18 protein-coding genes are annotated in these 20,669 nt (G+C 46.1%); 11 read left to right on the top strand and 7 right to left on the bottom strand.

Annotated elements, in window-relative coordinates:
* The first annotated feature begins 23 nt into the window (after positions 1-23).
* Positions 24-581, top strand: coding sequence for a hypothetical protein (locus tag KHS38_RS14045; protein WP_213489234.1), 558 nt, complete (start codon positions 24-26; stop codon positions 579-581).
* A gap of 9 nt (positions 582-590) precedes the next feature.
* Here KHS38_RS14045 and KHS38_RS14040 read toward each other — a convergent pair whose 3' ends face one another.
* Complete coding sequence (locus tag KHS38_RS14040) at positions 591-1,763, bottom strand: hypothetical protein (RefSeq protein WP_213489233.1); 1,173 nt, start codon at positions 1,761-1,763, stop codon at positions 591-593.
* Positions 1,764-1,850: 87 nt separating this feature from the next.
* Here KHS38_RS14040 and KHS38_RS14035 point away from each other — a divergent pair, with 87 nt between their 5' ends.
* From KHS38_RS14035 to KHS38_RS14010, 6 genes are all read left to right on the top strand, one after another.
* A complete protein-coding gene (locus KHS38_RS14035; RefSeq protein WP_213489232.1) occupies positions 1,851-2,030 on the top strand; it encodes a hypothetical protein in 180 nt (59 codons plus the stop codon).
* A gap of 160 nt (positions 2,031-2,190) precedes the next feature.
* Entirely contained in the window at positions 2,191-3,081 is an 891-nt protein-coding gene (locus KHS38_RS14030) for a hypothetical protein (RefSeq protein ID WP_213489231.1), read from the top strand.
* A 418-nt stretch (positions 3,082-3,499) separates the two neighbouring features.
* The gene (locus KHS38_RS14025; protein ID WP_213489230.1) at positions 3,500-5,140 is read left to right on the top strand and encodes a hypothetical protein; all 1,641 of its coding nucleotides are present in this window, start codon (positions 3,500-3,502) and stop codon (positions 5,138-5,140) included.
* A 114-nt stretch (positions 5,141-5,254) separates the two neighbouring features.
* Positions 5,255-6,343, top strand: coding sequence for a hypothetical protein (locus KHS38_RS14020; protein WP_213489229.1), 1,089 nt, complete (start codon positions 5,255-5,257; stop codon positions 6,341-6,343).
* A gap of 338 nt (positions 6,344-6,681) precedes the next feature.
* A complete protein-coding gene (locus KHS38_RS14015) occupies positions 6,682-9,609 on the top strand; it encodes a hypothetical protein (RefSeq protein WP_213489228.1) in 2,928 nt (975 codons plus the stop codon).
* 92 nt (positions 9,610-9,701) lie between these two features.
* Positions 9,702-10,724, top strand: coding sequence for an LLM class flavin-dependent oxidoreductase (locus tag KHS38_RS14010; protein ID WP_213489227.1), 1,023 nt, complete (start codon positions 9,702-9,704; stop codon positions 10,722-10,724).
* A 160-nt stretch (positions 10,725-10,884) separates the two neighbouring features.
* Here KHS38_RS14010 and KHS38_RS14005 read toward each other — a convergent pair whose 3' ends face one another.
* The 5 genes from KHS38_RS14005 to KHS38_RS13985 are packed head-to-tail and all read right to left on the bottom strand — an operon-like array spanning position 10,885 to position 13,639.
* Positions 10,885-12,009, bottom strand: coding sequence for a S1/P1 nuclease (locus KHS38_RS14005; protein WP_213489226.1), 1,125 nt, complete (start codon positions 12,007-12,009; stop codon positions 10,885-10,887).
* Complete coding sequence (locus KHS38_RS14000) at positions 12,006-12,242, bottom strand: hypothetical protein (RefSeq protein WP_213489225.1); 237 nt, start codon at positions 12,240-12,242, stop codon at positions 12,006-12,008. Before KHS38_RS14000 ends, KHS38_RS14005 begins: the two co-directional genes overlap by 4 nt.
* 51 nt (positions 12,243-12,293) lie before the next feature.
* The gene (locus KHS38_RS13995; protein ID WP_213489224.1) at positions 12,294-12,881 is read right to left on the bottom strand and encodes an alpha-ketoglutarate-dependent dioxygenase AlkB family protein; all 588 of its coding nucleotides are present in this window, start codon (positions 12,879-12,881) and stop codon (positions 12,294-12,296) included.
* A gap of 4 nt (positions 12,882-12,885) precedes the next feature.
* Complete coding sequence (locus KHS38_RS13990) at positions 12,886-13,380, bottom strand: helix-hairpin-helix domain-containing protein (RefSeq protein ID WP_213489223.1); 495 nt, start codon at positions 13,378-13,380, stop codon at positions 12,886-12,888.
* Positions 13,364-13,639 (bottom strand): hypothetical protein, encoded by a 276-nt coding sequence (locus tag KHS38_RS13985; RefSeq protein ID WP_213489222.1) that lies wholly within the window; start codon positions 13,637-13,639, stop codon positions 13,364-13,366. Before KHS38_RS13985 ends, KHS38_RS13990 begins: the two co-directional genes overlap by 17 nt.
* Positions 13,640-13,729: 90 nt before the next feature.
* Here KHS38_RS13985 and KHS38_RS13980 point away from each other — a divergent pair, with 90 nt between their 5' ends.
* Genes KHS38_RS13980 through KHS38_RS13965 form a run of 4 tightly spaced genes read left to right on the top strand, consistent with a single transcriptional unit; the run spans position 13,730 to position 19,456 of the window.
* Positions 13,730-14,026, top strand: a complete 297-nt coding sequence (locus tag KHS38_RS13980) for a hypothetical protein (protein ID WP_213489221.1) — start codon at positions 13,730-13,732, stop codon at positions 14,024-14,026.
* Between the two features lie 9 nt (positions 14,027-14,035).
* Positions 14,036-14,761, top strand: a complete 726-nt coding sequence (locus KHS38_RS13975) for an ImuA family protein (protein WP_213489220.1) — start codon at positions 14,036-14,038, stop codon at positions 14,759-14,761.
* Positions 14,754-16,253 carry a Y-family DNA polymerase gene (locus KHS38_RS13970; protein ID WP_213489219.1) on the top strand — a complete coding sequence of 500 codons (1,500 nt, stop codon included), beginning with the start codon at positions 14,754-14,756 and terminating at the stop codon, positions 16,251-16,253. The genes KHS38_RS13975 and KHS38_RS13970 overlap by 8 nt, the downstream gene beginning before the upstream one ends.
* A complete protein-coding gene (locus KHS38_RS13965) occupies positions 16,250-19,456 on the top strand; it encodes an error-prone DNA polymerase (RefSeq protein ID WP_213489218.1) in 3,207 nt (1,068 codons plus the stop codon). The genes KHS38_RS13970 and KHS38_RS13965 overlap by 4 nt, the downstream gene beginning before the upstream one ends.
* A 295-nt stretch (positions 19,457-19,751) precedes the next feature.
* Here the strand turns inward: KHS38_RS13965 and KHS38_RS13960 are convergent, their stop codons facing one another.
* Entirely contained in the window at positions 19,752-20,516 is a 765-nt protein-coding gene (locus KHS38_RS13960) for an SDR family NAD(P)-dependent oxidoreductase (RefSeq protein WP_213489217.1), read from the bottom strand.
* Positions 20,517-20,669: the final 153 nt, after the last annotated feature.

Genomic DNA, 20,669 nt, shown 5'->3' with positions numbered 1-20,669 from the left:
CCTTATCCTTATCTTCGTTTAAGATGAACGCAATTAGAAAACCCCATAACCTGATCACAGAATATTGGGACGACATGGAATACTTTTTAGCGGAAGCTGAAAAGGTTGAAAAATGGCGGGTGGAAAGCGATGCCCCTATTTTTCCTAAAAGATATATCAGGCACAGTATATTATCAGCATTCCTGTTTTTGGAAGCTTTTATAAATGGAGAATATTTCGACCAGATGAATTTTGCAGATGGCATTCAGAATTTGAAGCCGATTCAAAAAAGGGATTTGGAAACAATGATTATCAAAACCTCTTTTGATGAAAAATGGTCAACCTGGGTAGCGGACTTTATGGAGAAAACCAAACCGAATTTGCAAAATGAGGTACCGTATAAAAACCTGCTTAAATTAAAGGGCTGGCGTAATCAGTTGACACATTACAAAATACACGAACTGGCAGTAGTAGCGCATGAAATCCAAACCATTGCCAATGCGAGAGAGGCCAGGAAAATTACGCAGCAGGCCATTCAATGGTACTATGACAAAACAAAATTTAAAGTACCGGATTGGATAGAACGGGATATACTCAACTGAAAAACAGGCTTATTTTTTATTGAGCGCCGTTTTAATTTTACGTTCAAATTCGCCCATGCTATCCATTGCTTCCCTGGCACCTCCATCAATCTCGTTTACTCGTTTATACATAGATTTCACGGTCGATAATAGGCGGCTATCCCGGCACAAGAAAAAATCTACATTCATCGCAGCACTTGCGTGGTGCCCATCAAGTATCAAACCTCCTGTGGGTATTTTGCCGGTATTCAAGGCTTTTTCCAATTCATTGATTATGATCTCATAGTACATTTGTGGCACACCCAATTTTTGGTAAAATCGTTCTTGTAAGGCCTGTAACAATATAGCAATGTCGTTTCGATCAGGTACATCAGCGAATTTTGCGATAAGCTCCGGATGAAGTGGTTTTACGCTGCTATCATTAAGAGGATTCCAATTTTTACTAATATTTATAAATTGAATTGAAAATAAAGCATCATCGAAATACTCGAAAACCTGATTTACAGCAAATTGTAGTTCCTCTTTGGAATAACCCTGAATAAATGCCTGCTTATTGTTTTTCAAAAAGGTCACAGCAGATTTATCAACTTTATACTTTTTATCCTTCAACGATTGCTCCAAATTCTGCAATTCTTCGATGGACATTTGCTCGTATTTACCAAAATAATTTTCCTGCAAATATTGATTATGTTTTAGTTGCTCCAAACGAGTAACCAGTTTTGCTTTAGGGTCTTCGAATAAATCAGCGTGGATAATTTGAGTAATGATTTTGGGTTTAATTATTCCAGGAAATCCTGCTTTACAGTCATAATCTTTTAATGCTGCTAATTGACCAATAAGAGCGATATATATCTGCTGTGAAAGTTTTTTTATTTTTTGAAGTGGCTGATAAAAAACCGCTTCTGGCCAGACCTGTCCAACATTCATCAGAAATTTTTCAATAACAAATGTCTCATAAACCGGCATCATTCGTTGCCCCCTGATAAGGGTATTCAGAGCCAATGCCATATTGTTCCGGTGGTCGAGGTCTGGATTCAAAGCAATTTCAAGACAATTGCCGGGACTTGCCCAAACTTCAATTGTTCCGTTTTTACTTAGCTCCGACAGGTATTCGCCCCATTTTGTTGTGGCCCAGGGTTTGTCTTTGGGGGCAACATCGTTCAGGATGTTGGTATCAATATATACTTTCAGTGGTGTGCTCATGTGATTATGCCGGTAGGTAAAGGTAGTAAATTACTATTTTTACAGGATGACAGATCAGGAACTGATAGCATATTTTGAAACAGCAACATGCCATCTATATTAAGGTTGTACAGGGCTTCTACCCAATATGAGGTAAAAGAGGCGGTAAAAAGAAATTTAGAAATGTTGAAGCGAAATGATAAAGATGGCCACCCGAGACACCGGTTGGTTCAAATCATGAATGCCATTGAACATCCTTATGACGTGCCTGAAATTCCTCAACGATGATTAAGCGATTATCTTAAGTAACCTTAAAAGAATAACAGTTATGCCGATATGCAAATTGTGCAAGGAAAAAGAAGCTGATAGGAAAAACACCCATTACCTTACTGATGCGATTATCCGTAGCTGCCTGAACCATAACGGAGGTAACATCCGGGAAACAGGTATGATGTTCGATATTTCCAACAATAGAAATGGCATCCAAGCCAAATTTCAGCGTAGCACCTCAGCTGCTGTAGTTGAAGGAACTTTTGGAAGGGCACCTACTGAAGAAGAAATAAAACAGGCAAAGGTGATTCCATATTCAGTAGACTATGTATTCTGCACCGGCTGCGAAGATATTTTTACAGCTATTGAGCAAGATTTTTTAAAACAAGTTTTACCCAAACTGAGGGGGCATGATTTCTTAGGCACGCCGGAATTAAATTTTGACGAGTCGATTATTATCCGAAGGTTCTTTTTGCTACAGGTTTACCGAACATCAATTTGTGACCCCGGTTTTAAAATCTCCAATGATTTTCAGGAAAAACTACGGAAGTTGATTTATAGCACTAAGCCAGATCTTGACCAACTTGCTTCAATTCCACTGAACGTAATTTATCTGAATACAGTTGGCGATGACTTCGAGTACACCAGAAATACCGTTGGAATTGCTTCCTGGGACGATAATAGCCTCATCATATTCAATGACTTTATTATACAGGCTTTTGATAGTATAGAGAAGGTGAAATATGTTGACTTCCTTGGATTTAACGACCCTAAAACGTTTGCCTACTTTACAAACTATCAGGAAAAACAATTTAAATTTAGGGTGATTGACCATGAAACTAAGGTAAAATTATGGAAGGCATATAGCGATAAAAAAGCAGAGCAGGAACGAGCGTTTTACCGCCGCATTTTTATCAACGCTTATATGGACCGTTATAATAAATTTCCTCCCGTCGCCTTATTGGAGGCATTCGTTAATGAAATAATTTTTGGTGAAAGCGTAAGCGATGAGAGCCGTTACTCTATTGAAAGGATCAACAAGATAAAGGAGATGATGCTGAATGCGTAATAGTACAATATATTGATCTGTAAGATATTTGTAATTATGCGGTAATTCCGTAAATTACGGTCAAGCCCGATCAATATTTTTTCAACTGAAAATGTTAATTCAAAGGCCGAAAACTTTTAATCCATTTGATATTGTTTGACGTTGAAGCCATATTAGCTGAATCTCCACCATTTTTAGTCACGCTGAAAATCAACAGGCACGAGACTGAACTGTATATTGTTCCGCATTGGTTTAGCGGCGATAATTTTTGCAGTTTTTACATTTCCAAAAAGGCAAGGAACTTGGAACTATTAGTTGTACCGATATCAATGAATGGAATTGGTTCTCTGAACCGAATCTGAATGAAATGGTTGGGCTAGATAATCAGCAATGAAATAGACTGGCATTACCTATAAGTAAACTTTATTAATATTTATTTATGCCGTTGCAGTTCCTTCAATTTGACGATAAAGAATTTCAGATCATCATGCCTAATAAGGCTCATGAACCGGCATATCGTCGGCGCTTGACTGCATTGATCAGGACAAAGTTCGGTGCGAAAGTGGAATCAGACCAAACGCTCCAAGCACTATTGGATTGTTTTAATTTTTATGCAGAAGAACTTGAAATCGCAATCAGGGAAATTAAAGATGTTAATTTCTTTGTCTTTGTATATCTATTGCACGAGGACAGCGCTGAAATTTCTTATTTAACTCAAAATACCGCAGAATTCCCGATTGACAGAAGTTACTTCAACTTGTATCGCAGGATTCTTAAACTGATCCTTCAGGAGTCATGCATGATCAATGCGATTTCTTCCCCAGCACCTGATAAACTTTGGATGGACAAACACGTTTCTGTGATTGAAAAACTCATTTATCTGGGCGATTTTTTAATTATGATGGTGGATGCGATATCAGAGCAAAAAATCACTGACGGATCTATTGAAATATCATTGGATAGCGGTTTGTTGACTTTTCAAAACTCAACAGCATGGAAAGATTTTTTACCGGCGTTACTTTCAGGCTTTGCGGAAGACGGAAGGGAGTCACTGATTGAAGAAGGACTTGAAGTTCATTTCAATAAAAAACTGAAGTCTGAGATAGGTTTAGATCTCTCTGATATTCGGTCTGTAATGGGTACACTCAATGAAAAATTGCATAATATGAATCCGCCCCGTTTCGTATTGCTTGACGAATTGCTTAAAGTGCTGGTTCAGCAAGCTTCCAATGATCTGGTCACACCTTTTATCAAGGGTTTAATCCTTAATAAAGATAATGTGGCCAGTATTAGGAATGCAGTAGAGAAACCTTATTTGGGTAAAAGGATCATTCACCGGCCCCTACTCACCCTGAACATTGATGGCGACGAATGCATATTGGTTTATCCTTATTCCTTTGAGGAAGCGATGAATACATTTTTTCAAAATAACATCACGCTTGGTAAATTTCCAGAGGATTGGAAAGCTCTTCCTTTTATGGAGGAACTGGTTAAAGAATTCAAACAAAAGCATAAAGACATTCTGGAAGATCCTGTTGAGAAGTTGCTTAAAACTTTTGCTGTTCCGTATGATAGAAATGTTAAAGTGCTATTTAAGCAGGATCACCAACACGTTTCTATTAATTTGAAGCCGGGTGAAATTGACTTTATTTTTTTACTGGGTAAAAAAATATTTATAGCTGACTGTAAAAATCTTACGAAGCGATATGAAATGCACGGTTGGTTTCAGGATATCAGCAAATTCGCAAATCATGGCTATAACAAGAAAATGGAAGAGAAAATAGCTTTCCTGCAAAAAAACTCTTCTTTGCTTGAAAGCCATTTAAGGATTGCCCTAAAAATTCCTGACCTCGATATTCGGGATTATTCCATTCAGGGAATTTTCATTATCAATACGCCGACCATATATATGCTGAATGGAGAATTTAAGATATATACTTATCATAGATTTAACCAATTACTCCAGGGACAAGATTTTTTTGACCGGTATATCATGTGGCCGAGAGTTAACCCGAGTCGACGAATAATGTGGCCATTTATCGATAGCTTGAAACAGATCGCTCGACAAGAAGCAATTTGATGTGTCAATGCATATCGACTTAGGTAGTGGATAGATCGCTAACTAAAATGTTTTAAGAGCAACACTTAAATTTGCTGTTGGGCAATTCCTTCGCTGCATTTGCTATCTTCGGTTATGGCCGATGACTTCTTCAATCTTTTCATAAGAAATTTCAACAAGCTGGGTCTTAAAGACCGGATAGATTATCACCAAAATCATCCGGACGTGTCTTTTGCCGCCTATAAAAAGCAAAAATTAAAAGAAATTGCCCAAACCGTAAACCCGATAAAAAAAATTTATTTAGACACTAAATTTTGGATCGAAATAAGAGATGTAATTTACAAATCAGGAAAAGAGAAAGCCATAGTCAAGGAGATATTTTTAAGTCTAAAAGAAAAGATTGCTGACCATAAAATTATTTGCCCGTTTTCTACAGCTTTGTTTGATGAGTTTTTAAAGCAGGGAGATTTGACGCGGAGAAAAAGGACTGCCCAAATTGCAGATATCCTGACCTGCAACTATTCGATAAGTCCTTTATACTATATTATAGGTTGCGAAACATATAATTTTATTTCCACTGCCTCCGGGAGACAGACCTATCAAACAGATTATATTTGGACCAAAGCATTAAGTGTTCTCGGTGATATTAGTTTCAATGTCAAAGGCGACCAAGGTATTGAACAGCAATCGCTTTTATTACAGAAAGCTTATTTGGATTACTATTTTCAGCAAACTTTTCAGGAAGTGACCGCTTTTAATGACCAGTATCAGGAAAGCAATGAATCAGCCATCTGGCACGCAGGCATGCTCAACTACGCTAAGGCCAACAATATGAGGAATGTCAGTCTGGAAGCGTTACATCGTGAGGAATTGTTTAGCACTTTTACTCATGCGGCAGATGGTATGCATATTTCAAGGAATACTATCGATATTGCAAATCAACTCTCTAAAATGGCTTTAAAGGAAATAAGAGGGGTTGCCCCTGTGACCTATATCTATACTTTAATTTATGCCTCGTTAGGGCGAGATAAGAATAGGACAACAAAGCCTAACGATTATTACGATATTTCACATTCCAGCCTGGCCGTTGGAACATGTGATTATTTTTTTGCAGAAAAAAGCTTTTCTACCCTTTTAAAATCGCTTAAACTGGATCAGAATTTTCGTATGACAATTGCTGCCGACTATCAGGAAATATTGGAATTGATAAGGGGTATCGACTAATTCCTTTGAGCGGGCTATTAGAGAAGTGGTAAGTTACCTCCATTTGAAATATAAGCATGCCTATAAATAAGAGTTTTCCGCCCCAATCATATAAGGCATTTTTTTCGCTGCCTTCTATATGATCTTTGACGAAATGAAAGCAAAATACCGAATAATTTGCAATTTGATCTGATGGGGGTGTCAAATTCCATTGAGAGCCTACCTGAAAATAATTCTCACTATCTTGTACACCAAGACCTACGTAACGTTTTGAGTGACCTGACCTCCGATTGAACGATGTTTATCATTTTATGCTTCACAGCCAGGAATTCAATACCAAACAAAGCGAAGCAACATTTATGAAAACAGACGAATTACAACAGCAAATTAGGTTCAGCATCGCGCAGCTATCTTCCCGGAACGGTGCTGCCGACTTTGAAAAAATATGCTTTTATATCGCTCGTAAGCGCCTCCATGACAATGTATTGCCGGCAACCGGACCCGTTCAGGCCGGAGGAGATCAGGGGAGAGATTTCGAAACTTTCCATACGTATTTATCGCATTTACCTGACGCCGCTTCTAAATTTATTGCAGGAGCATCGAAAGTCCCGGTGGCATTCGCCTGTTCCTTGGAAAAGGACCCAACTGCAAAGTCGGGTAAAATATTTCAAGATGTAAAAACCATCAAAGCTTCTGGTACTGTAGTGGAAAGGGTATATTTTTTTAGTGGGGAAGACATTCCGGTGGGGCACCGCCATAAATGCATCGAACACATTAAAAATACCCTTAATGTTGAAGTGGAGATCATGGATGCTCAGGCATTGTCCTTGCTTTTAACAGATGGTGACTTATTTTGGATCGCAGTGCAATATCTTAAGATAGCTTCCGAAGCTTATCCGGCTATCGCTACGGGTTGGTACCAACGATTACTGGAAGAACACAGAGAAAGGGAAACTCCAAGGACTACATACGAAGAATTTACTGAGATTAAAGCAGCTCTTAGGCACATCTATAAAGACATGGATCTGAAAAAAGATCTGCTTTTCTGGCTGCCGAAGCTTGATAGCTTTATAGCAAGTATGTCCATAGCTAGAAACTTGGTCCGTAAAGCAATCTATGAAAAATTTGTCGCGTCTCTTATGGGACTTGATGAAATTACCGGGCAGGAAGCTAATGTGATCAACTTCTTTTCGGATCTGGAAACCTGCGACTCCCCTCAGGAGATAGAAGATACCCAGATTCTCTTATCATTTTGTATAACGGCCAAATTAAAAAGCCGGCACACGTTGGAAATGGATTACCTCCATAAGGTGTGTAAGCGCTTTGAAAAAACTTTGTATGGAAAGTTGAATGCTTCACATAATCCGGATACAAAAGCGGCATTAATGCAAACCAATGCCAGCTTCGCATTAAACGATCCACGTAAAAATCTCCCTTTCGAGAGCCGTATTGAAAAATATATACAGCGGATGAATGGAGTGGTTGCCTTACTTCCAAAGACTCATTTTTTTTCTGTACAAGAACTTTCCGAAAGGATTGAGGATTTCATGGATTTACTATTGACCGTCGGAGTGGACACTACGGAACTGGAAAAAGTTACTGCAAAACTCAATCCTTATCTGGAAAAATGGGGTGGTCGTGATTTGGTTGCACGCAAGTTACAAAAACAGGCCGTTGCCTATCTCAAACACAGACTGTATTTTAAGGCGATTGGTTGTCTCCATGAGATAAAAATCAAATGGTTTAACAGTGAATCTTTGGAGCAAAGCATAGATTCTTGTCTCTTACTGGCAAAATCCTACAAGGAAATCAATCTGCTATATGCCAGCAAATATTACGGCTTTATCGCCGCTTATTTGGCTTTCAAAGACGAAAAAGTCGAATACTTTGAAAAGTTTCTGGCCGGTATCTCCGCAGCATGTGACTGTGATTACCTGACTGGTACCTGGTTCAATTATCTTGAATTACTGGAATTTCTTACGATTACCCACTTCCAGATGACCAAAGATTTTGATGTTTACCAGCATGAGGACAGGTACCGCATCCTTTATTATCCGGCATTGATTAACTACTACGCTAAAAGTTTTATCCCCAAAATCGAATCAATTATTTCAGACCATTTAAAAAACTGGGGGTTTCTGAGTGAAGAAATAGCAGGCAACACGGAAGAGATCAAACAAAAGATGCAACCGGAGGTACTAAAAGAAAAAATGTCCGAACAATTGTTCGGACAAGCTTTTAATGATATCGGACAAATAAGGGTGATTACCTTTAATGCCTACGGCTGTAATTGGTCCTTCGAATTTCTCAATGACCATGTGACGACCAGCCTCGCCGAAGAATTTATCGCTATGCTTCAGATCCTTTTGGCTGATCTGATTGAAGACGAAACGTACCTTATTCCGGGAGATGTACGGGTAAAGATTATCAAGACAGATGACCAAACAAATTTCATAAAGCAACCATCTAATGAAAGCAGTGAATGGTTACTAGAACTGGCAGAATATGTGGAGCAAAGTCCGAAAAGCCTGAACGATCATGAATACAGTTACCTGATAGCTGCACAATCGATCATTAGTGAAATATCCCTGCTCAATGATGCTGCGTTCGAAAAGTTACTGAACAAAAAATTAAAAGAAGAAAACCTGATCGGTAAAGTGACCTTCGGAAGACCCTATGCGGAGTTATTCAGGTATTTTATTCAAAAGGAAAGTTTCGATTCCTGGCACCAGCGGGCATTTGATCATGAGGCTGTTGACCAACCTATTTCAGTCAGGCTCAATGATCAACTGCCATGGAAAGATTCCTTAGCTCCTGGTTACAATGAGCTTGCAGCAATGACGGCTATCAGTAATCGCATCGAAGCTGTTAAGAAGATGTTATCGGTGACCCTGCCTCTATTAAAAACATCCGAAAGCTTTATGCTTAAAATACAGTCGCTAAGGTCGAAAGGGTGGCTGGACTGGCAAATCCTACATGCCATCGGGACAATGGCCATTAATTTCAAAGCCCAGCCGTTATATAGTCAAGCTAAATCACGGGAGCAATTAATACAGATGCAACAAGATTTTCGCAGAGACGAAAAAGAGTGGTACGTGGAGATCAGCGAAGATATTTTACAAGAAGAAAGGTTATCGATGGAATTGTCCACAATTTTACCTGCCACCCTTTTGCCTTCCTTTGGATTACAATCTAGGTCCAAGACACCAAATGGGGAAGCCATCGTGAAACTACTAAGTTATCGATTCCGATATCTTGAAGATGGTAAGGAGATCATCATTTTCTAATTATGATTGCAATAAACGCAGGTGTAGTGCCATTTGCTTGATACCATAAACATACCGGTTCAAACACCTAATTATCATTACATTTGCCTGGAATGAAAAAAATAGGATTTTTATCGTTTGGGCACTGGTCTGACCATCCGGCCTACAAAACCCGTACAGCGGGCGATACTTTGCTCCAGTCCATTGATCTGGCGGTGGCGGCCGAGCAAATAGGACTGGACGGCGCTTATTTCCGGGTACATCATTTTGCTGCCCAACTGGCGTCTCCGTTTCCCTTGCTTTCCGCTATCGGTGCAAAAACCAGCACCATAGAGATCGGTACCGGCGTGATCGACATGCGGTATGAAAACCCCTTGTATATGGTGGAAGACGCCGGTGCCGCTGATCTGATCTCCGGGGGACGGTTGCAGTTAGGCATCAGCCGCGGTTCGCCCGAGCAGGTGATCGAGGGCTGGCGTTATTTTGGTTACGAACCGGCTGAAGGCGAAACTGATGCAGACATGGGACGCAATAAGGCGTTGGCATTTTTGGATAAACTGAAAGGCGTTGGATTCGCCGAACCCAATCCTTATCCCATGTTTCCCAATCCGCCCGGGCTATTACGCCTGGAGCCCCATTCGGAAGGGTTGCGGGAACGCATCTGGTGGGGCGCTGCCTCCAATGCTACCGCCGTTTGGGCAGCGGAGAACGGCATGCACCTGCAAAGTTCCACCTTAAAGTTCGATGAAAGCGGCAAGCCCTTTCACATCCAGCAGGCTGAACAGATCCGGTTATACAAAGAAGCCTGGAGAGCAGCTGGGCACGAGCGCGAACCAAGGGTTTCTGTGAGCCGGTCTATTTTTGCACTGGTGAATGACCAGGACCGGTATTATTTCGGACAGCAGGCCAAAGGCGGCGATAGTTTCGGGTATATCGAAGCGGATAAACGGGCGGTCTTCGGTAGAAGTTACGCGGCCGAACCGGATGAGCTCATCAAGCAGCTGGCTGCTGACGAAGCGATACAGGAAGCAGATACCCTGCTACTAACCATCCCCAATACTTTGGGTGTGGACTACAACATCCATGTATTATCTGCCATCCTGGAACATGTGGCGCCCGGACTCGGCTGGCGTTAGTAACAATCCAGCTGAATAACTTCTCTGTAATTACTTGTCGTCTTTTAAAGGGGGATGATGCTTTTTATAACAGCAATGCGGTGGGTATAACCCCACCGCATTAAACGCTTGTGTCATTTCTTAAGGCAACACCAAGTTGGTAAAAGGTCCATTCATCCCATTAGAATTTCAATTTCGATGGGTCCGTAATGATAATCTCCGGTTTGCCTTTGTAGTCAATCACTTCACCTTCCACGGTGATCACCTTATCGCTCAGTTGAGCGCCCAGTTCCCTGGCTTTGCCTTTGAGCGCCACCGTCAGTAACTGGTTAGGATAGGCAGCTCCTAAATTCACCAGGATCATACTGCCGATGTCCTTGGAACTGTAAACCTTACCGGTCGTCGAAACGGTTTTGCCGATAAAGTTTCCGATATTTTTCAGGTCAACATTGCCGATGACGATGCCTTTGGTGGCATTGTTCTGAAGTGTTTTGGATAAGTCCGGTGCAGCTGTTACACCGGTTACCTTCGCCTGCTCGTTCTGGAACAATTTATTGAGTTCACCTGCCAGGCGGATACCGGCCTGATCGATACGCTGATGAATAACGCTGATATATTTCTGGTAGTAAGCCTCATCTATGGACTGGCCGGGTTTAGCCTGGGCATACAGTTCACTGCTGATCTGGTAACTCTCCCAGATCCATTCCATCGGGCTGTCCGACTGCCACTGTCTGATCTGTGCCGCGGTGGCCACATCATAGGTCCGGGCGATATCCGCCTCGCTCGAACCCTCATGGTCGATCAGCTTGCTGTCCCAGAGACTGTGCAGATTACTACCTTTGTCGTCAAAGCGTATCTGTATGGTGTTGCCGCCCTTGTCTTCCTTGCGGCTGATATGCATAGGCTGATGGGCGTCACCGACCAGGTGGATCAGGTATTTCAGGGCTTCGTTCTTCTGATCGGCGGTCAGACTTTTATCTTTTAAGGTGGCCTCCGTCTTCAGGATAGCGCTATATACATTGTTGTCGCTCTCGCTCACCTGTTTGACAAATTGTGCATGCGTCAAACCCAGTGGCAGGTTCAGAAAATGCCATGGCGCGGTTGTCGGGTTACGGTTTTCATCCGCCCAGGTGGCCACCTCTGCCATCCCATCCCCTTTTAAGTAACCGGAAACCACGTAGGCCGTATTGCTGGTCAGGTGTTTTTGGGCAATGGTGGCAATGGCGCGGTGTCCTTTAAAGCCCCAGGAAATCAAACTAAAAGCGCCGCTTAAAGCTAGCGCAGCAAAAAAACTCTTTTTTATCATCTCGGAAAGTTGGTCTGCGCCAGATAGGGCGCGAGTAATTGTTTATTAGTAAATGCTTCAAAACCGGTGATCTGATTAGCCGCCTGATCATAGAAAACCTCTACATAACAACCGGGCAGGGAATAAAGCTGTACATGCAACCCAGCTGCTATGCGCTCTGCCAGGAAAGTACCACGCCAGACGGCCTCAGCCTTTTCCTGCTGATCAAGGGCATTAAATTCATATACGGTCATCACAGGCAAAAATATGAATCGTCTATCAATAAAATGTTAATTCCACGCCGTTCAAATGACCAGTCTGAAGGTCAGGTTTACGCGGGGCTTCACGATTTTCGCAGATTTGGCTATGCGGTGTTCCCATTGTTCCTGCAGGCCGGACTTCATGAGCAGAAAAGAGCTGTGTTCCAAACGCACGGAATATTTTTCGCGATGATCGGCTTTGCTGCGAATATCGAAAGTCCGGACTTCGCCGAAGCTAACGGACGCGATGACCGGCTGGCTGCCCATAATGCTTTCTTTGTCACTGTGCCAGGCGACAGAATCGTTACCGTCCCGATAATAGTTGAGCAGCACACTATTGAATTGGATGCCCGCCAATGGTTCTACCATTTCGCGGATCGCCTGCAGTTCTGGTGTCCAGGGTAAGGTGCCGGCGATCTTGTCCGTTTCGCCGTACCAGCAGGTCATGCGCGGGGTCAGGTACTCCTTGTCCCAAAGCTTTTGGGTGGTTTGCTTCCAGGGTGCTTCTGCCATAAACTTTTGCAAAAAACGGTTTCCCTCTTCGACGCTGAATAATCCGGGAACATACTCTAGGAAGTCAGTTGGCAGGCCTTTACTTTGTCCTGCCTCGGGAAAAAAACTTAATTGCTCCATTTGCTTATCCTTTCCTATGCGCTTGGGCCTTCGGGTATTGATCTGTCTCGTACCAGGCGACTACCGGACGATCCGCCGGAAAGCCGAACTCGGCACGGTAAGCTTTACGTTCTTTCGTGAAATCCCACCAGCGCTTGCTTTCGTCCCGGTGCTCCAGGTAGTGAACCAGCAAACGGTATGAATCTTCTACACAAGGATCGGCCCAGCAACCGGAATGCTTTTCATAAGCATCAAATAATTCAACCGCGCTCTTGCCTTTTAATTGCGCCAATGAATAATACCCTTGGGCGATCAGCTCTTTGGCAAATCCGATTCCAAGTGAGGGAATACTTTGAAATTCAGCCAGTGCCGTCAATTCTTTGGTCCGCTCGGGTGACGCGTTCAACATCGCCGCGATCTCATCCGGTGCATAGTCGCGCAGTGCTTTCAGGCTTATCTTTTGTTCCCGCAATTGTTGTTTTTCAACCACGGTCAGCTCCAGGTCAATGTTCTTTTTCATATAGGTCTCTGATCAGATCATTCATTTCTTTTTGGTTGCCGCTGATAAAACCGGCCACCTCTTCCTGCTCCTCAATGTTCAGTGCTGTACCATCGTAGATCCAATTATCATCGGCATCGAATAGAATGCGTCCGATATTTCGTTCCTGTAAAGCATCATAAAGCTGATAACCCTCGCCGGAATCCGGCATTACGCGCACCCATTTTTCGTCACTTATTCGGGCCGTTTTCGGTCTTTCTTCGAACAACTTACTTTTCATGAAAACAAATGTGAATAAAAAAATGTAAAAAAGATGGTAATAATGCTAAAAATATTAGCATAACTTTATAGGCTTCAACACCGATACACGATGGTACCTTACAATTTACAAGTCGAACTCCACGGACATTTGCTGAACATTTCCGTCGAACAGCTGGATCAACTGGCTGATGCTGTGGGCTATATGCGCTACCAGATCCGGACCGCAGAACAACGCTCGGTGATCCTGGTGAACATCGAAGCCGAGCAGCTACTCCCCGAGGACATTATCGGCTTCAGCGAAGGCGAAGTTTTCACCTTAGAGGAGATCGGCGTGATTGCAGCAGCCATCAGGCAGTATAACAGCGGACGCAGGCTGACCTTTGATCAACTAACCTTTGACTTTTAATACCGTACCATGCCGCAGACCAAAGAAGAAATCATCAGCAAGCTACGCCAGGATATGATCCGCTGGGAGGGTTTTCGTCCGCCGCAGCCGGGCGTACATCATGACCTGGGCCTCGGCCCTGTTGCGGCGGCCTTTCCGGGTGGGGTATTTCCCACCGGAGCCATCCATGAATTCATCAGCAGCAGTCCGGAAGACACCGCTGCCAGCGGCGGCTTCATCGCCGGGCTGGTGCAAAAGCTATTACGCAATGGTGGTGCCTGTTTGTGGATCAGCTATACCCGCCGCATCTACCCGCCGGCGCTGAAACTGTTCGGGGTTGACCCCGACCGCGTGATCTTCGTGGATGTTCCCCTGCAAAAAGATGTGCTTTGGGTAACCGAAGAAGCGTTGAAATGTGAGGGCGTCGCGGCGGTGATCTGTGAAACGAAAGCGTTCAGCTTCATGGAATCCCAAAGGCTACAGTTAGCGGTGGAGAAAAGCCGGGTGACTGGATTCATTCTCCGGAAAGATGTCAAAAAAGCCAACACGACGGCCTGTGTGACCCGGTGGCAGATCCGTCCGGTGCGAAGTCAGCTCCGTTCCGGCATGCCTGGGGTCGGCTATCCGCGCTGGCAGGTGGAGCTACTAAAGGTCCGGAACGGCAGGCCCGGCAACTGGACCATAGAATGGAAAAAACAAAATTTTCAACCGGTCATCCTGCCGCAGATCGCCGAACCCGCCCGCCAGTATGCCTAAGCGTTTTGCAGCCATATGGTTCCGGTATTTACTCACAGACCAGAAAGCGATCCGCCAGCCTGACCTGAAAGGGAAGCCTTATGTCTTTGCAGAACCGGACCATGGACGCCTGCTGATTACCGCCCTGACCGCAGAAGCCCGAAAATACGGCGTGGTGGAAGGCATGACGGTCGCCGATGCGCGGATCATCGCGCCTGAGCTCTTGGTGTTCGACGGTAAACCCGGCCGGAATCTGAAGTTGTTGACCGGCCTGGCAGAATGGTGCCTGCGTTACACGCCGCTAGTGCAGCTCGATCCGCCGGACGGTTTATTACTGGACGTGACCGGATGTACGCATTTAAAGGGTGGTGAAAAAGCATTTTTGCAGGAGATCGTTTCCCGCTTAAAAGCGATCGGCTATGACATTCGTCCGGCGATTGCCGATACGATCGGCGCTGCCTGGGGCGTTGCGCGCTGCGCAGCGGCCGGGCTCATCGTACCGGAAGGCATGCACCGCAATGCCCTCATGCCCCTGCCGCCTGCTGCGTTGCGCCTGCCAGCCGATGCGCTGCTCAAACTGCGTAACCTGGGTCTTCACCAGATCAGCAGTTTCATCTATATGCCTGATTCCGTCCTGCGGCGACGCTTTGGCAAGAACATGGTTCTGCGTTTGCAGCAAGCGCTGGGTCAGGAAGTGGAATACTTATTTCCAATGAAAGAACCTGTTCCCTATACAGAGCGGCTGGATTGCCTGGAACCGGTCACCACCAGAACAGCTATCGAGATCGGGTTGAACGATTTGCTGGAAAGATTATGTAAAAGACTGTATGGCGAAGGTTTAGGCGTTCGTTCGGCCATGCTGACCTGGTACCGGATCGATGGAAAAAATGGCAGCATCACCATCGGTACCAACCATGCGAGCAACCGCGTTCCGCATTTGTTCAAACTGTTTTTCATAAAGCTGGATACGGTTGCGCCGGGAATGGGCATTGAACTGTTTATTTTAGAGGCACGCCAAACGGAACCGGTCAGCGATAAGCAAAACGAACTCTGGTCTGCAAAAGGCGGTGCCGAAAGTGACGACGTGGCCGAGCTGCTGGACCGTGTGGCGGGACGGATCGGCACGGCGACTATTCACCGGTACCTGCCGGGCGAACATTACTGGCCGGAACGTACGCCCAGGCCCGCTGAACTCAGGAAAGCACCGGAAAGCGAATGGCGCACCGATAAGCCCCGCCCGATGCAGATCCTGGATCAGCCGGAACCCATCGAAGCGATGGCCCTGACACCGGATTACCCGCCAAAGCTATTCATCTGGAAAGGTGAGCAGCATATCATTGTGGGCGCCGACGGCCCGGAGCGCATCGAACGGGAATGGTGGCTCGAACCGGGAGAACACCGGGACTACTATATCGCGGAAGACGAAGCGGGGCGCCGCTACTGGCTTTTCCGTTCCGGGCACTATAACGCAGAAAACAATCAGCACTGGTATTTACATGGCTTTTTCGCATGAGCTACGTCGAGTTACAGGTCACCAGCAATTTCAGCTTCCGGCGCGGCGGCAGCCACCCGGAAGAACTCGTTGACCGGGCGGCCGACCTAGGCTATGATGCCATTGGTATAACCGACCGGAATACGTTTGCCGGGGTGGTACGCGCTTACCAGGTCGCCAAAGACCGTCACATCAGGCTGATCCCCGGTGTGCGTCTCGACCTGCTTGACGGTCCTAGTTTGCTGGCCTATCCAACAGATAAGGAAGCCTACGCCCGCCTTTCTGCGCTACTCACGCTCGGCAATCTGCGTGCGGAAAAGGAGAAATGTCACCTCTCCAAAAGGGATGTTTACCAGCATGCCGAAGGCAGTTACTTCATCATCATACCGCCTGATAAACTGACGCAGGATTTCGAATTTGAGTTTGTCTTTCAAAGTCATGTCCGCGATTACCAGGAAAATCTGCCTAACCTGTACCTGGCGGCGACGAAGTACTATACCGGTGACGATGCCAAGCGCCTGTTCCTGCTAAGTGAATTAGGAATCCCTTTGGTAGCCACCAATGACGTACATTATCATCAGGTATCCCGGCGGGAACTGCAGGACATCCTGACTTGCGTGCGGGAAAAATGCACCATCTTCAATGCCGGCTATAAATTGCATCAGAACGCGGAGCGGCACCTGAAAGAAAAGGCGGAGATCGAGCGCCTGTTCCGGAATCATCCCGAAGCGATCCATAACGCCCGGGTGATCGCGGATGCCTGCCAGTTTGATTTGAAATCGCTCAAATACAAATACCCCAGTGAACTGACTACAGACGGCCGCACGCCCATGCAGCAACTGGAATACCTGACCTGGAAAGGCGCGAAGAAATTTTACGATAATAACATCCCGCCGAAAGTCAAAAAAGCCTTAGAAGACGAACTGGAAATCATTGCGGAGCTGGATGTTCCCGACTATTTTCTGACGGTGGAAGATTACGTCAGCTGGGCGCGGCGCCAGCACATCCTTTGCCAGGGCCGCGGCTCCGCAGCCAATTCGGCGGTTTGCTTCGTGCTGGGGATTACCTCGGTGGCACCGGACAAATCGAATCTGCTTTTCGCCCGTTTTCTTTCCAAAGAACGCAACGAGCCGCCGGATATTGATGTAGACTTCGAGCACGAGCGGCGGGAGGAAGTGATCCAGTATGTGTACAATCGCTTTGGCCGTGACCGGGCGGCGATCCTGCCCACCGTTTTCATGCTGCATTACAAAGGCGCGGTCAACGATGTCGGCCGTGCCATGGGGCTCTCCGTCGATGTGGTCAAACAATTGTCGGACGCTTACGGTAATCTGACCGATGAGGAAATTACAGCTGAGCAACTGGATGCGTTAGGACTGAATCACCAGGATCCGCATTTGCTGAAGGTCATAGAACTCACCGCCCAGCTCATCGGGTTCCCGCGGCAGCTCGGCCAGCATACGGGTGGCTTTGTCATTACGGACAGTAAGCTGAGCGACCTGTGCCCGATCTTCCATGCCCGGATGGAAAACCGCACGAACATTGAATGGAACAAGGATGACATCGACGCGCTCGGCTTTATGAAAGTGGATATCCTGGCTTTAGGGATGCTCACCTGTATCCGCAAGGCTTTTGATTTAGTGCAAAGTCATTATGGAAAAACGCTCACCCTGGCCAACATTCCCCAAGATGACCCCAAAGTTTATGAAATGATTACGGCGGCAGATACGCTCGGCGTATTCCAGATCGAGAGCCGCGCGCAGATGTCCATGCTGCCGCGGATGAAGCCCACCTGTTTCTATGACCTGGTGATTGAAGTGGCCATCGTCCGGCCCGGGCCCATTCAAGGGGATATGGTGCATCCTTACATCCGCCGTCGGAATGGCGAGGAGGATGTTGATTATCCGTCTGAGGAAATACGGTCTATCCTGGAGCGAACGCTTGGTGTGCCGTTATTCCAGGAACAGGCCATGGAGCTGGCCATCGTGGCGGCCGGCTTTACGCCCGGCGAGGCAGATCTGCTCCGCCGGACGATGGCCACTTTTAAGTTCAACGGGATGGTGAGCAAGTTTGAGCATAAGCTGATCAGTGGGATGACCGCCCGCGGCTATAGTGAGGAATACGCCCGACGTATCTTTAAACAGCTGGAAGGTTTCGGCAGTTATGGATTCCCGGAAAGTCATGCAGCCAGTTTTGCCCTGCTGGTTTATGTGTCCTGCTGGTTGAAGTATTATTATCCCGAAGTGTTTGCCACGGCGTTACTCAACAGCCAGCCCATGGGTTTTTATCAGCCTGCAGAGATCGTCCGTAATGCACGGGAACATGGTGTCAAAATGTTGCCTATTGACGTGAACCGCTCACAATGGGATTATACCCTGGAGGCCAAGCAAGGCCAATACTTTGCGGTACGTTTAGGCTTTCGCGAAATTAGCGGCATCAGAGAAGACGAAATCGCCAGATTGGTAGCAGGCCGGCTTAAACCTTACACCGCACCCCACCAGATCTGCGACGCAGGGGTGAGTGTCGCTACGATGGAGAAGCTGGCCAATGCGGATGCGTTTCGCTCTATGGAGCTTGACCGCCGCCAGGCACTTTGGGAAGTATCTGCACTGCATGACCGTCCGGTGCAACTGATGCAGGGCCAGCCCTCCGAAAGCGATTATGAACCGGAGATCGATCTGCCAAGTATGCGCTTGTCAGAACATGTCGTGCAGGATTATGCGACCACCGGCCTTTCCCTCAAAGGTCACCCGCTCAGCTTTATCCGGCATACGCTCGAACTGCTTCATATCAAAACGGCAAAGGAAGTTCATGTAACGGAAAACAAAACCGCCATTAAAACCGCCGGACTTATCCTGATCCGTCAGCGTCCGGGTACGGCCAAAGGCGTTTGTTTTATTACGCTGCAAGACGAAACCGGCACGACTAACCTGGTTGTGTTTCCCAAGCTCTTTGACAAGTACCGCAAAGAGATCCTGCACGCCCGTTTGCTCATGGTAGAAGGCGTGGTTGAACAAACTGAAGTGACCCATGTCATTGTCAGACGGATATTTGACATCACTAAATTGTTAGGCAACCTGACGGTTACCCCGAACGAGCAGCAGCTGGTACTTACGTTATCCCGGGCCGATGGGAAGGCCTCGCCGTTTATCCCGATGGATAAGCCGTTAAAGACCCAGCAGCAGCCGGAGGACAGTTTCCATAAAGGCCGGAACTTTAAATAATTATTACATCTGCCGAAGTCAGTTGAACAGGCGATACGCCATATTTCTTCTTAAAAGAAAACGAAAAGTAAACAGGCCTTCCAAGCCGACTTCCAGATAAACCGCAACTTGTTAAAGGTAGACAGGCTACGGCCGGTGAGATAGACCATAGCGTTCGGGCGCTAAGACGCACAGCCAGATAAAACGGAGCTGTCAACTATCATCCTGTGCTTTTCTGAGCACAGGATGATAAAGCCCAAGGGTAAATTACACCTGAAGATCCGCCTTCTCAGAACTGACATGACGCTTCAAAGCTTTAAACGGATCTGGTATGACCGCCGTCGACACGCAGCAACGCACCGGTCACATGATCGGCCATGGGGCCGGATAAGTAGGCCACCGCGGCAGCTACTTCTTCAGGTTTACCAAAACGGCCCACATCGTTCTGCACGAATTGTTCCACGGCATTCCGCTCAATGTCAGCCCACTTGTCGCCCCAGCCCAACTGCCCGGCCATGTTCATCAGCATATTCCGGGTATTCTCTACCAGCATCGGTCCGGGCGCGACCGTGTTGGAGGTGATCCCAGTGCCTTTCAGTTCACGGGCCAGCGATACGGTCAGGTTGTGACGGGCAGCTGTAGCCGCTAAGTAATCCGGCTGCAAAGCAAATGGCTCGATGCCGCCTGATGAACCAATCTGTACCATACGTCCCCAGCCCAGGGTTTTCATGGCAGGCAGCAAGCGGTGTATCATGCGCACATACGCGAGCACGTTAACGTTGTAGCTTTCCTGCCAGTTATCCACGCTCACCTGCAGCCAGGGCCGGGGCTGATAGGCACCGGCATTATTCACCAGGATATCTACCGGGCCGTCTGCTAAAGCATCGTTGGCTAAGGCATCCGCGCCTTCATCGGTTGACAAATCACCCAAGACATAAATGGCACGCCCACCGGTATCATTAATGCTTTTCACTACCGCTGCCGCACGTTCTTCGTTACGGCCATGAACGATCACTTCCGCGCCCTCAGCAGCCAGTAAGCGTGCGATCGCTTCCCCCAAACCCGCGCTGGAACCGGTCACGAGCGCTCTTTTTCCTTGCAATTGTAAATCCATAATCTCTTTTATTACTTTTGTTGATTAACTTACTTTTCGTAAGTCAAAACTAAGTCGTGCATGACAGTAAAGCAAGAAGGCGCCTGAAAGTCAGACACTTACTTGTAAGTAACCATTATT

Source organism: Mucilaginibacter sp. Bleaf8 (assembly GCF_018390515.1).
In the GTDB taxonomy this organism is placed as follows: domain Bacteria; phylum Bacteroidota; class Bacteroidia; order Sphingobacteriales; family Sphingobacteriaceae; genus Mucilaginibacter.
The sequence above is the reverse complement of the archived record's forward strand: the minus strand, read 5'-3'. Positions and strand labels throughout refer to the sequence as shown.